Origin of the sequence: Microcoleus sp. N3A4 (assembly GCF_036701805.1) — a bacterium.
Lineage (GTDB): Bacteria > Cyanobacteriota > Cyanobacteriia > Cyanobacteriales > Microcoleaceae > Microcoleus.
The window spans coordinates 34,145-46,954 of sequence record NZ_JAUBRJ010000066.1; the positions used below are offsets into that span (position 1 = coordinate 34,145).

At 47.2% G+C, this 12,810-nt stretch carries 12 protein-coding genes and 1 tRNA gene; 3 read left to right on the plus strand and 10 right to left on the minus strand.

Translation table 11 applies throughout. The features are described 5' to 3' along the window. The first annotated feature begins 743 nt into the window (after window positions 1-743). Both QUA56_RS28345 and QUA56_RS28350 read left to right on the plus strand, forming a co-directional pair. On the plus strand, window positions 744-2,177 hold the full coding sequence (locus tag QUA56_RS28345) for a phosphoglucomutase/phosphomannomutase family protein (RefSeq protein ID WP_333364820.1): 1,434 nt from the start codon (window positions 744-746) through the stop codon (window positions 2,175-2,177). Between the two features lie 633 nt (window positions 2,178-2,810). After that, window positions 2,811-3,086 (plus strand): LapA family protein, encoded by a 276-nt coding sequence (locus tag QUA56_RS28350; protein WP_333364823.1) that lies wholly within the window; start codon window positions 2,811-2,813, stop codon window positions 3,084-3,086. 16 nt (window positions 3,087-3,102) lie between these two features. Here the strand turns inward: QUA56_RS28350 and QUA56_RS28355 are convergent, their stop codons facing one another. The 4 genes from QUA56_RS28355 to QUA56_RS28370 form a co-directional block, all read right to left on the minus strand. Continuing rightward, window positions 3,103-4,098 (minus strand): hypothetical protein, encoded by a 996-nt coding sequence (locus QUA56_RS28355; protein WP_333364825.1) that lies wholly within the window; start codon window positions 4,096-4,098, stop codon window positions 3,103-3,105. 154 nt (window positions 4,099-4,252) lie between these two features. Then, window positions 4,253-5,314, minus strand: coding sequence for a hypothetical protein (locus QUA56_RS28360; protein ID WP_333364827.1), 1,062 nt, complete (start codon window positions 5,312-5,314; stop codon window positions 4,253-4,255). Between the two features lie 548 nt (window positions 5,315-5,862). Further along, window positions 5,863-6,537, minus strand: a complete 675-nt coding sequence (locus tag QUA56_RS28365) for an Npun_F0813 family protein (protein WP_333364830.1) — start codon at window positions 6,535-6,537, stop codon at window positions 5,863-5,865. A 729-nt stretch (window positions 6,538-7,266) separates the two neighbouring features. Continuing rightward, on the minus strand, window positions 7,267-7,452 hold the full coding sequence (locus QUA56_RS28370) for a hypothetical protein (RefSeq protein WP_333364832.1): 186 nt from the start codon (window positions 7,450-7,452) through the stop codon (window positions 7,267-7,269). Window positions 7,453-7,488: 36 nt separating this feature from the next. Here QUA56_RS28370 and QUA56_RS28375 point away from each other — a divergent pair. Then, window positions 7,489-7,562 (plus strand) — tRNA-Arg (locus QUA56_RS28375). A gap of 182 nt (window positions 7,563-7,744) precedes the next feature. On the opposite strand, the gene QUA56_RS28380 is transcribed toward QUA56_RS28375, so the two are convergent. From QUA56_RS28380 to QUA56_RS28405, 6 genes are all read right to left on the minus strand, one after another. Next, window positions 7,745-8,020 carry a flagellar alpha dynein gene (locus QUA56_RS28380; RefSeq protein WP_333364834.1) on the minus strand — a complete coding sequence of 92 codons (276 nt, stop codon included), beginning with the start codon at window positions 8,018-8,020 and terminating at the stop codon, window positions 7,745-7,747. Window positions 8,021-8,052: 32 nt separating this feature from the next. After that, window positions 8,053-8,346, minus strand: coding sequence for a hypothetical protein (locus QUA56_RS28385; protein WP_333364837.1), 294 nt, complete (start codon window positions 8,344-8,346; stop codon window positions 8,053-8,055). 47 nt (window positions 8,347-8,393) lie between these two features. Continuing rightward, the gene (locus QUA56_RS28390; protein WP_333364840.1) at window positions 8,394-8,744 is read right to left on the minus strand and encodes a hypothetical protein; all 351 of its coding nucleotides are present in this window, start codon (window positions 8,742-8,744) and stop codon (window positions 8,394-8,396) included. 139 nt (window positions 8,745-8,883) lie between these two features. Further along, a complete protein-coding gene (locus tag QUA56_RS28395) occupies window positions 8,884-11,850 on the minus strand; it encodes a DUF5906 domain-containing protein (RefSeq protein WP_333364842.1) in 2,967 nt (988 codons plus the stop codon). 136 nt (window positions 11,851-11,986) lie between these two features. Then, window positions 11,987-12,451: a hypothetical protein gene (locus tag QUA56_RS28400; protein WP_333364845.1), complete on the minus strand. Its 465-nt coding sequence runs from the start codon at window positions 12,449-12,451 to the stop codon at window positions 11,987-11,989. A 4-nt stretch (window positions 12,452-12,455) separates the two neighbouring features. After that, window positions 12,456-12,665, minus strand: coding sequence for a hypothetical protein (locus tag QUA56_RS28405; RefSeq protein WP_333364847.1), 210 nt, complete (start codon window positions 12,663-12,665; stop codon window positions 12,456-12,458). Between the last annotated feature and the right edge of the window lie 145 nt (window positions 12,666-12,810).

Consider the following 12,810-nt stretch of genomic DNA (forward strand, 5'->3'; position numbering starts at 1 on the left):
GGCAATTTGGCTCTACTTTCTGCATCTTTCGTAAGATATACGTTAATAACGTTATTTATTGTGCTTTAGGACACATCACCCTGTGAATCGCCATCCTATTTTTTTTACAAGTAAAACCTGTATTAAATAAATTTAATTTGTCTTACAAGTTCAGACTTAAAGTCAATTGTGTCTCAAACAAACTGAGCTTTGAAATATTTTATCTTTGTTTTAAATCGCTTTTGTCGATCGCCCTACTTTCTCAAATAACCTATGCTAAAGCACCAGCGAGCGGTGATATGGATTAATTTATTTCCCTAGCTAAATGAGTAATGTATTTTTAGCCTTGCGGTTGTTAGGAAACCGTCACACATAAAACGAGCTGCTTTTATCAATAAATAATTAAATTTAAGATTAGAATAAAATTTTTGTGCGTTTCGTTCATGCCATTGCCATCGCGGTTTTTTAGATTTTTTTTGGCTTTTCCAATCGCCCGCAATTGATAAACGTTTATTTAAGCGTTTATTAGATCGCCAAATCATTTTTCAAAACCGGAATTTAGATAGGCTCGCCCGATCGCTCTTCAAGATTATCAACTCCGGCTGGTTCGAGTCCTCCTCCTGCAGAGAGAGCTTGCCCCCATAGCGATCAGATGGGGTTGATGCGAGCCCCACGGGCGATCGCTCCTCACAAACAGCACGGCCAGTACGTCTTTAAGGCAATGCCTTCGGGTAGGATTAATAGGACGAGAGGAAGTGGATAAAATGAGCGCCAGCAGCAATTCAACAGAAATCAAGTTCGGAACCGATGGGTGGCGGGGACTGATTGCCCATGACTTTACTTTTGCCAACGTGCGAAAAGTAACCAGGGCGATCGCCAGTTACCTAGAAACCGCTTACACCAAAGACCGCCCAGTTCTAGTCTCCTACGATACCCGCTTTCTGGCAGACGAGTTCGCCCGCACGGCGGCTGAAGTATTGGCAGATTTGGGATGGACTGTGAAAGTGGTCGATCGAGATTGCCCCACACCAGTCATCGCCTACAGCGCCAAGCATCTCAACTCCGCAGGAGCTCTGATGTTCACGGCTTCCCACAATCCCGCACCTTACTGCGGCATCAAATACATCCCCGACTACGCGGGCCCGGCAACCCCGGAAATTACCGATACAATTGTGGCAAATATTGCTGGTGCTTCTGATGCCCCAGCCAAAGGCAGTCACAACGATAAAATTTCCACTTTTGACCCGAAACCCGAATATCTGAAGTTTCTTTATACTTTGATCGATGTGGAGCGGATTCGCTCTGCTAAGTTGAAAGTCAAGTACGACGCTCTTTATTCGACTTCTCGCGGCTATCTCGACGGCGTTTTGGAACACTGCGGCTGCGATGTCGAAAGTTTTCACACCTACCGCGACGTGCTGTTTGGCGGCGGAATGCCCGAGCCCAAGGGGGAACAGTTAGTCGAGTTGGTGGAAGCTGTTAAGAAGGATTCGGCGGATTTGGGTTTGGCTACTGATGGCGACAGCGATCGTTTTGGTATTGTTGACGAGTTGGGAAATGTCTTGACTCCAAATACCGTGCTGTTGCTGCTGGCGCGTCACTTGGTGAAGAATAAAGGCTTGACTGGGGCGATCGTCCGTACCGTCGCAACTACCCACTTGCTGGACAATTTGGCCGCCAAGTACGGTTTAACAATCTACGAAACCGCAGTCGGCTTTAAATACATCGGCGAAAAAATGCGGGAAACAGCGGTGCTCATCGGTGGCGAAGAGTCTGGCGGTTTGAGCGTTTTGGGTCACATCCCCGAAAAAGACGGGATTTTGGCTGATATGCTAGTTGCTGAGGCGATCGCCTATGAAGGCAAACCGCTTTCTCAGCTAGTCGAAGAAGCCATTAAAGAAGCCGACGGCCCCCTGTACAACAAACGCTTGGACTTGCACCTAGATGACGCCCACAAAGCAGCCGTTTTGGAATCTTTTACCAAGAATCCCCCCACAGAAGTAGCAGGTATCGGCGTTAAGGAAATCGGCCGCAAAGACGGGATTAAACTTTATCTGGAAGACGGCGGCTGGGTACTGCTGCGGCCTTCGGGAACCGAACCCTTAATGCGCGTTTACATGGAAACAAATTCTGTGGAAAAAGAAACCCAAGTTGCCCAATACATGGAAAAGGTAATTTCTCAGTTAGAACCTGTTTAAATTTCAACCTATTCCAACGCGGGGTTTTTCTCTACCGCTTGAGATTGTGAGGTGCGCGCGGAGCACCTCACATCTTTTTGATAACTCTTGTTGCTCCTCTGAACATCAATCATCGATAATGCTCAGCTAGTTATACAGCATATTCCATGTATGTGCGGTACACACAACAAGGGTCGTAAGTAAGGTGCGTCGCCACCAGTCAATCTGCAAGTTCCATTAAACACGAGCAGCGACGCACCCTACATAACACGTACCGCACAATATAGCTTTATAGTGTACTTCACGAACCACCGAATATGCTGTATATTTGCAATACACGTGGATTTGTTAAAGTTTGGGATTGGTAAATTTCTTTATTTTTAATTTTTAATTAATTAAAAAATTTCCTAAATTTTTTCCGCATCTACTTGACTTTTTTCCTAATATTATTGTATATTATCAAATAATGGGATGTTTGCAAAAATAAAAATTTTACACGGATTTCGATTGTAAAACAAGTATATAGCAATCCTAAATCATTTGTGAATTTCTTGCTCCCTCACCTTGCGAAGGGGAGGGTTGGGGTGGGGTAAAAAAATACGACTCCTGCAAGGATTGCTATATAAGTTAAATTATTAGCCTGTCAACCCTTTTATGAAAACAATTCCTCTGGTCGCCATTAGTTTTTTAGTAGCAATTTTAGCAAGCGCGATCGGCATTATCTCAGTGCAGAACGCCGCCCCAGTATCCTTAAACTTTATCTTTTTTAAATCGATACAAATGCCCGTAGGAGTAGTATTGGCAATGAGCATTAGTGCAGGACTGATCGGCGGTGCGCTGCTGCAACCGCTGTGGAACCTTTCAGAGTCGCAAAACTCGCGTCCTAAATTTCAGGCAAATCCTGAAGACTCAAACACCGCAGAATATTAAGTTAATTGCTGAATTCTTAGATGGAATATACCTGGCCGTCAATCAGCAGCCGAGTAATTCCCTTGGCTAGCAAGTAAGGCGCGGCTTTTTGCAGCAGCCTACCGTCAGGAATCTTGAAAACTCTTTGATTGCGAGTAGCAAATCGGCGGGCCACTCGGTGATTGTCAAACACTGCCAGGGTTTTCTCGCGAATTTCCGCCGCCGGAATTTGACCTAATTCGCCAAAAGCTTTTAGAGGTCTGGTGATTAACTCCGCTGCCCGATCGACAACTAAATAACAAATTTTGGGCACAGACGCTTCGCTTAAAGGCAAAACTTGAATCAGCCCTGTAGCCCGAAGCTCGTTAGCGAAGCCCTCGAAGAGGATCGACTCGCCCGACGATATTGAACCCAGCAGACTGCCTTCAAACAGAGAGTCTTCATCCTCTAAATCTTCGTCGAAGTCGTCATCTAAATCGTCCTCATCCTCGTCCTCATCTTCCTCGAAATCGCTAAAATCTTCACCTGCGAGCAGTCCTTCTTCTGGCAGAATTGCCTGTAGTTCCCCAGTCACAGCGCGATCGTGGCGATCGGCAAGATTTGCTACTTCGGTATCTGGCAAATCAGAAACATCCAAATCCGACTGTAAAGTTTCTTGAATTTCAACTTCTGCAACTGCTTGGGCGGTTGATAAAGAACGCTTTCGGATCGCCGGCCGCGAATTTGCGACTGACGGCCCGACTGGGACTGACTCAGACAGGCCACCTACAGGATCGGTTTCGCGATCGGCTTTTGACGATTCAGCAGTCGCCTCTGTCGGTTCAGAAACACTGCTGCGATCGGACAAACGCTTTTGTTTTTGCTGGACTAGAAGTTCGTATTCCGGCTCCGACAAAGCGCTCTGAAGGATGCGCCTCACAGTCGAACTGCTCACTCCGTAGCGCTTTGCCAGAGTGATAGTATTTTCGTCCGACTGTCGGTACAGCCTGATGATTTCCCGTTTGTCTGAATCGGAGAGTTTTGTAGGCGTCATGCCAAGTTTTCCAGCAAAAAGACGTGAAAAGACGCAGGCTAGCAGTCAGCGCACTGTGATTTTTCTTTTTCGATTTAAAGTTGAGAGATGCCGACAAGAGTAAAAAAGCTTTCGCGTCCCCATCGCTTGCCGAAGCAACCCCAATCTCAAATCGCTACGAGGCGCGACGAGTGCGCCTGCTCTGGCGAGAACGGGTTGAGATGTCATGTTCCAAGATAGCTCCAATCCCAAACAGGATGGCGCTGAAAACAAAAAAGACTTCCAGCAAACTGCCGCTTTGATAACTACCCTCAGCCTGAGTATCGCGCCATTTAAAGTACATATCTGCGATGTAAAGCGAAAAAGTTGCAGCCGCAATCATCCTCCAAGATTGGGAAAAACGTCCTCCCCAAAACGCCAGCAGCAGTGCAGTAGCAATAATCAGCAGAAAAACGTCCCCGACGATGTAAAACAAATTGATTGCATTTTTGTGAGGCGACAGTTGCTTGTCAAGTGCCATCACCCATGCGGGAGCTTTGGTTTCTGCTGTTGCTTCTTCTTCGGTTGCGGATTCAGCATCAGTCGCTGTTGCTCCTTTTGCCTTTAACTTGGACGAATCCTCCAAAGCAGGCGCTTTTCCTTTGGCAGCGGTTGCTGGTGCAGATCCTGTCACTACTTCCTGAGTGGCTGCCGGAGCCATTCCTAGCTGGGTTCTCCAAGAGTCAGGTGCAGCAACCCAGATAGCTACAGCAATCCCGAAGGCTGCAATTCCCGCTAACAAACCCCACTGCCAAATTTCTAGATTCAGCCGCTTGGAAGTCACAGCTATAACCATGCCCCCGATCAGTACCACATAGCTGCCCAGATAAAACGCATCTGCTGGAGACACGTCCGGGTCTAACTCGAAATAGAGTTCCCAAATCCCGAACAGCACGTTGGCTATGAAATAGAACAGCATCCCCAGACCAATGCCCAGCCAGACGTTGCGCCCGCTGACCATGTGCGGGCTTTGCCAGTTTCTAAAACAGACTAAAGCAGCTCCCAAGAATGCTCCGCATTCAAAAATATAAGTGCCGATCGAGTACCAAAGCGGTAAACCCTCTTCTGCTGAGAGGGGGACGCTGAACAGCAAAAAGAACAGCAGCGCCATGACAGCCCAGACAATGCCCGCAATCACTAGGGTCTGAGCTGACAGTAAAGATGGAGATGTAGATGACTTTTCTGAAGTGCTACTCATAGGGATTCCACGAGACCTAACTAGCGGTTGAACGCACCCCATCTCAATCTTTGATTGTAGATGAGGATGCTTTCGCCAAAAAACCTTTGTCTGACGCTCCCGGATCAACTGGCGTCCTCAGCGTGTCGTCGGGATTTTTGCCCTCGTACACTCTAGAAAGACTAAGCAAGAATAATATCTATTTACTAATTCAAGGAATTAGTCGTTAGTCGATCTTTTGCCCGGAAATATAATGATAGAAATACGGTATATGTTCGACCTTTAAGGCTTTTACAGTACCAAATCTATCTCTGAAATTATACCCTCAAATGTTGCTGTATCTGTTTTTTTGCTTTCGCAATCCCCCAATCAGATCGATGATTGTGGGTGGGGACTGCGATCGAAATTTAGTTAAATTGCCAGACCGTAGGTGGCATCTAAACCGAATCAACAATTTGGTTGGTCAATACAAGTTGGCAATCCAACCTGTATATCCCGTATCCCCGACAGTGCAGTTATCTAAGCTCAATTATCTCAGCCCGATTGTCTGAGCAATTGTCAAAGATTTTCTATCCTGCGCTCCACAATTTGTTGAGGGCTGATTGTTTCAGCCAATCTAGAAACTGATTCCGATCCGGTGCTGACATATCTTGCAGCACATCGCTCACTCCCTCAGCGAAGTCCGTATTGCCAAAATATGATTTCCCCAAACGGTGGAGTTCTTGCAATAAGGTCTTGAGATGCTGCTCTTGCCAAGGAGGCGCCTTTTGATTTTGCAAGGGACTAACGGTCAGCCAATTTTTGATCGCATCAGGGGAGTCTGCCTGGGGGAAGTTTCCCTGCTGAAATACCTTGGCGATATCTTTCTGAAACGATGTGGCTTGCCTTGCGCCTAAGAGGTCTTCTACATCGAAGTAAACAGCTTGGAGGAGCAGCAGACAACCCTGTGCGAACAGCGGTGCTTTGGCTGCTTCATTACCTGCCGGTTCTTCACCGGCAAGCTGATCTAAACGGACTTTGCCCCAGACGCTATATCGATCCGGCTCTTCTAGCAGAACACAGGCCTTGCCTCGGTTGTCGGTTAAGTCCCGCCACAAGGCTCTGGCGTCTTCTGCTTGCTTGCCGTTGAAAGCGCTGATTAGGCGAAAAGTCTGCCCCTGATAATTGAGAATGGGAATTTGTTGATCCCGTTTTGGGTGTTGAAAATTGGTTATTTCAACATCCTGCCGTTTCAGAATAAACATGACACTGCGATTTGACTCCTGTCATGGCCGAGGTGCTGTGCTTTTAACACTCCCGATGCCTAAAGGCGAGGGGATTCTTGATTCAGCGAGTCCATTTAAATTAGCAGGATTGCTCCCGATCACCCAGAGATGGTTCTCTCCTCAAGCGTTCCGATACTTTTTTGCTAACAAATGCTAACAAATCTCTGAGCTGAGATTGTCTCTCAGCCTTGGCCTATCAATTAATGCACTAAGGAAAATCCCCCGCGCACAATTTACGACTGCTGTACTGGCAACGCTTGATTTTCGCGCTCGTGCCGAGCGGGCGATTGACTGTTTTGCTTTGATGCCGTATGGGAAGCTTATATGAATATATAGGTTCCGTACCATCAGGGATTTTCACCTGAGTCTTTCAATCCTAGTTCTACCACATTTTTCTCAAATATCAAGTCGAGCAGAATGTTAGCAAACATAACGAAAGATGGGAAAATTAGTCATTCTGGCTCAACTCATGCCTAAAATCAGGGGACGATCTCTGGTTTTTCGGTAATGCAGTCAGCGTTTTAGACTTTACCACTGTCGAATGTTAACATAACCAATAGATATCTCCGAACAAGCACCTGTGACTCTTGTCCTGTCTGAGCGCCGACTTAATTTCTGAAGATATCCGATCGACAAAATATTTGGGTTTCAACTCGACCTCTAAATACTTTACCCGAGTTCACGTCCTACCTGGTTTTGATTGTAAATTTACAATTGTGCTGTTTGCAGGTGAGTCCCTCCAGCTTTTGTGATATCTAGTCTTGGAGGCACAGGCACTCTCATCACCTTGGTTTTTTTCCCCGCAGCCATCGCGCTCCACGCAGTATTTTCGTACATCCAACTGATTTCTGAGTAATCGATCGCATAATTTACTTGCTCGATCGCACACTGCACCGATACAATATGAATGTTGTTAGCGATTTTTGAGTTGGGTGCGTAACTCAGTTGGATAGAGTAGCTGCCTTCTAAGCAGCGAGCCGCAGGTTCAAGTCCTGCCGTACCCGTTAATAAAACCCAATAACATCAATGCTTTGAGCCGTTCTTTCCCACAAAGGAGAGAGCGGCTCAAACCTTATTTGTTTCGCATTTGTTTCGCATTTGTTTCGCATTTTGTTTCGCACAAAAAATGCGAAACACTGCCTATCTGGGTCAGGTGGTATCCCGGCATCCTTTCAGCAGACACGGGTTAACTCTCTGAGCCTAATATTTCCAAGAACGTCTCCACGTCAGCCAAGTCCGCTCTGGACTTTTTACGCCGTGCTTTTAACTGGTTGAGCAAGTCGGCCGGCTCTGGGAATTCTGCGACGGTCGGAGCCGAGTTTTTATTTTCTTCCCGATCGCGCCGCACTTCCTTGAGCTCTTGCTCCAACATCTGCACCTTCAGTCCTAAATCGCCGTTGCGCTCGTGTAACTGATTCAGTTCTTTATCCCATTCTGCAAGCTGCTTGTTGGCCGCTTTCAATTCCTGCCTGAGCGATTCATCGTTGCCCTCGCTCAGGCTCTCAATTTTCCCAGGCGTTCTTCAATCCCTGCTAATTTCGCCGCTAGCAGTGTGTCTAGCTTGCTGTCTAGTAAGCTGTCTAGCACTGGTTCAATGTCCGAAATTTCGGACACTTGTGTTTGAGGTTGGATTGTTGGGGCTGATATTGCCTGATTGGCCGCTTGCTCTAAAGTTCGCACTACCCAAGCATTGACGCTCAAACCCTCTGCTGCTGCGACATCTTTAATGGTTTCGAGCAAGTCACGGCGACCGTCCAATCTCAAGTTAAGCTGGCATCTGTCTGTCATGTCTAGTACCTGTCTAGTGGTTGTCTAGTTAAATGCCAGCACTATGTCTAGTGGTTGTCTAGTTGGTTAACACCGAGTTGTTCCAGACGTTCTTCAATGACAGCTATTCGTTGATTTAGTGGGGCAATGCGATCGGATATAAGTATGTCTACGCTTTCGGCGGTCATCGTAGACACGACGCTGTTATTGTTTCGTGTAGACAAATCTGTAGACATTGTAGACATGACTGTAGCGTCATTCTGTGTAGACACTGTAGACAGCGTTGTAGACGTGCCTGAGACTTCCTTGAGAATGCGCTGTGCAGCTTGACTTACCGACTCACCATCTAGTTTCTGAGCTTCTATCCAGTTCAGGAAGTGACCGGAAGCTCTGAAGGATACGACTTGACTTTGACTCATTGTAGACACTTGTATACAGCATTTGTCTACAATAACTGACAACTGTCTACGCTGTCCACATATTGTAGACAAAACTTATAGACACAAAAATCCCCCAGTTAAGGGGGATGGGATGGAGCCGTCAGTTGTCAGGCAGTGGCTAAATTTTCCGCAGGTCGCAGAAGAGCATTGAGATTATCCGTCCACCCTTGTGTTTTTCGCGCTCTTGCCAGTCAACCTTGCAACTGATGCTCGTGTGAATCTCAACGATGCGGCCGTGCCAGTTGTAGCTAGAGTCCTCCGGTTTGTTACCAGCCACTTTGTCTCCGACTCTGAATGCTTTGAGCGGGTCAGAACAGGGGACGCCTGTGAGTAACTCTGTCAGTTTTTGCTTGTCAGAATCCGAGAGTTTGGAGAAAGAATTGCAAAAATCCAAAATAGTTGGGTTTAGTGCTCCAGCATCTCCAGCAGCTTGCTGTGTAAGGATTGTTTGCTCCAGCGGTGCTCCAGCAGTAATCTCTTGCTGGAGCACTGCTGGAGGAGATTTCTTTGCTGTGTCTACCGCTGGAGATGCTGGAGCACTTTTTCCACTTTTTTCTAATTTTTGTTTTGTGAGGCCGATGTAGTAAAAATCTCCCATCGTCCGCTCAGATTCAAAACCCCGTTCTGTGTGGCGATATTTTTCCAAGTTGGGGACTAACTCACTTAACCGGGCAAAGAGCTGGTTGATAGCTTTTACAGGAGTATCCCGCCCTGGTAACTCATTCCAAACTCGTTTCTCCTTGCCTTCTCGGTCATACTCAACCTCAAGGGTTCCCGTTTCTATATACCAGTCCACTAAGTCAAACCAAGCGTCTTTTGCATAAAGGCGATCGCCTTTACCGACCTCATACCCCCTGTCTCGCATGAACTGCCACAAATGGTTTGACTTTTCTTGAGCTTCCCGTAGAGCGGCGTCACCAGAACCATAATCAATACCCTCAGCCAATATTGCTGGAATCCGCGCCAGCATCATGTTGAGCATGGCGGGTGCAATGTGCTTAAGGACAAAATCTTTGTCGCTCTTTAAGCGAGGCTCTGCCTCCAACTGACCTTTACTGGTATCGGCTCCGACCGCGTAAGTTTTTTTGAAGCTAACAATGCAATATCGACTCCTGATTGCTTCAGCGTCGCTGCTGATAGATGGCACGGCATTGCAGTTAGCTAAAAACGTAGCTTGAGGCTCATAAGGATATTCCCCGCGCCCTTTATGTTCGATGGTGAGCTCATCCCCGGTGATGAATTGCTTGAGGCTTTGCAGCTTGTCCAGTTTCACTGTGTCCGAGTTTTCACTCGACCAATTGCACAGGGAATTCTCTAAACCAGCGAGAGGAAACTTCCGGCCGGTGTCGTAAATCTGAAAATCCTTGAGAGTTTTGCCTGTCACGCCTCGCCCCAGAACCATAAGAAGCGCAATCCGCAAAGTATCTTTGCCGTTACTGCCTTCACCATGTAGCAACAGCCCTTTCACCCTTGACATTTTCAATCGAATCAGCGGCAAGCACAGAGAAGCAGCAAAGGTTCGGAGAATAATTTCTCGCTCCGATGGTTCAAGGCATTCTAAAAGGCGTTTACAATCGGAAGGATTCACGTTCGGGTCATAATTGCACCCCACATAGGTGTAAATTCTATCGGGACTGTGGCGAACAAGGGAGTGAGAGCCGTCATCGTGGATGATTACCACCCCATTGGAGCAATTCAGTCCTGGCGGATTGACTTCCTTGATATCTACAGCGCGGCCCAAAACCACCCAATTAAAAATCTCGTCAATACTTCCCGATTTGGCACGGTTGCAGACATAGATGCCGTTGCGATTCTTCTCCGAGTAGGTGTTCAGCCAATCTCTGATACGCCGCTTCTCTAATTTTTCTGGCCGCTCCTCATAGTAAGTGCCAGTGAATTGGTAAAGTAGTCCGCCAATAGACGCCCAATGACCTTCAGAATAGAGCGCTGACTCGGCTTTTTGAACAAAATTTTGCTCTGGAGGTGGCGCTGTATCAGGGATGTAGTCGTTTTCACTACTGTCATACTTCTGGCATACTACTTCTTCTCGCGTGCGCGGGTGAGGAGTTAGAGAAATATTAGGAGTTAATTCCGTTGCAGCGTCGTTGACTGCTTCCTCTACCAGCCGGATGAATTCCTCACCATCTATGGCTTCCAAGATTTCTCGGATGTCTCCCGCCTCTGGAATATCTGGGTAGATGACACGCGGGTCAACGACCGCACAAGGGAACTGAATGTGACGGGCAACCAGCCAAACTTCTTGACCCTTCTTGATACCTGCGTCATCGTTATCGCGCAACACTGCAACACTGACGTTTTTGCCTGTCGCTTGCAGAGTTTCGAGCATTATCTGAATTTCGGGATGGCTCCAATTGGAACCTTGCAGTGTTAATCCTGCAATGCCGATACTTCTGGCACGGTCTACGTTGTCTTCCCCTTCAAGCATCAGAACGAGGACGGGTTCACTGTCTGGTAGTGCTTCTAGTAGTTCGATAACCTCCTCAATCCGATATGCTGGCCAGCGAGCATCACCCTTGCTCCAGACTTCCTTGCCACTAGGGTCTATGTGAATTTGGCGGCAAGTTTTGTCGCGTCCCTTTGCCTTACTGGCATCAGACCAATCAAACCGCAAAACCTTTTGAGTGTCGCTGTAGGCGTAGGTAATTTGTGTGGCACTGTCGGGAACGCCTTTAGGAAAGTATTTAGGCTGTTCGGTGCGAGGTGGCTTTCCGGGTGCGGGTAATCTCAGGAGTTTCGCGCCGATCGGAACTGGTACGGGTCGGTATTCCTTCTTTTTGGCTTTTGGTTTTTTTGCCTGTGGCGCGGGCTTGTCCTCTTTGCACTCTGCTAAAAATTCAGCCAGTGGCCGGATAGCTTCCCGAATATCAGCGGTTGAGCAAGCGTTTGTCCAGCACTGATACTTGCCGTTCTTGGAGTTAATCCCTAAGCTATGACCTTCGCAGACAGGGCAAATGTAGTAATTTTTGGCTTTGCCTGGTTCCAGCTTGTCGAGATGGTCGCGGATATCAAATTTTTTGGGGGAGTTTGAAGTTTGCCCGTTATCTGGAGTAGAATTGTTGTACATGAAATTTGGCTCGACCCTAAGACGAGCTGAATGTGGATAAATCCTCAAAACCGTTGCGCTCAGGTACCAATTGAAGGCAGCGGTTTTTTGGTGTCTAGAATTTGTTGAAAATTTAGAGCATAGGAGGTACCGCCCGCTAGTTAACTAGAGGGGCGATTAAGCTGTCATTGCGAGCACAGCCACCTATTTCAGCGTCAGGAAGTGGGACAAAACCTTTGGGAGGACTCTCATGAGGTTCAGAGGGGGGCGATACTAAACCCTCAACAAAACTTCGGAACTCAGCCACACTTTCGACTGAGAGTAGGAACGTATCAGGATTGTCGTTGAAAAAATCTTTGATAGAACAAAATCGTGGTCTGCGAGCGCCAGGAAGAATAACTCCTACTTGACTGTCTACATACCTAAAAGATTTATCTAGACTCCGCTTGTCGTTGAGTTCTGCCAGAAGAATTTCATTTGCAACTCGCATGGTTTTTTGTAAGAAGGCTGGGCGGTTCCATGAAAGTTCTCTCTGGCGCTCCCAAAAAAATCTCAAGGGTTCGTCATGAGGGCATTTGCCCCAGAGTTTTTGTACCAGTGCTCTTTGCTCTGTTAAGTCCATCGTTTTATTTTAGCGGCGGTGGCACGTCTTCAATAAACAACCGCCGCTTGTACCGCACTCCGCACAACAGCTTTTTAGCTAGCAAGCGCTTAATCTGCGAGAGCGAGACAAAATACTTCCTCTCGTAAGCTTTAGCGGGAATGCACTTGGGCGGGTCTACAGGTGCACCCGCACTGCAATAAACCACTCCGATTTTTGGTTTTCCTGTGGGCATAATTTTCCTCTAATTTGGCTAGCTGGTCTCTACGGCGTCGATGTTATACATCGACGAGTGAGTTTTTGCCCACATTCCGCACCCCAACTGGCACATACGCGGATTGAGGGAATAATAGTGAGTAAAAACACCCAAAAATCTCTGT